Source organism: Dellaglioa sp. CoH-55-MRSF-8, assembly GCF_056782195.1.
The window spans coordinates 1-249 of record NZ_JBXAYH010000239.1; the positions used below are offsets into that span (position 1 = coordinate 1).

Sequence of the window (249 nt, forward strand, 5' to 3'; positions counted from 1 at the left end):
TTGGGGCATGTGCATTCCGTTCTCGAACGCCAGTACCGCTTGCGCCCGGTCCGTACTCCTTAGCGTATTTGCTATTCGGATGCTCACGGATGTAGCGCTGCCGCATCTCCGGAGTCATAAACTCCCACCACTCATCCTTCGGATCATACGTATCTGCATGAGGGTTATTCGTGTGTTTTTCGTTGTAGCGTTTGCGCTCAGCAGGAGTCATGTCCTCCCACTTACCCTCGCTGGCCGTGACCATTAGGC

The 249-nt window shown here is 54.6% G+C and carries 1 protein-coding gene; it reads right to left on the reverse strand.

Annotated features, from left to right (window positions below):
* Window positions 1-211, reverse strand: a 211-nt coding sequence (locus tag AC1RPW_RS08605; protein WP_481769547.1) for a hypothetical protein, incomplete at its 3' end; no start/stop codon positions are given.
* Window positions 212-249 lie beyond the last annotated feature (38 nt).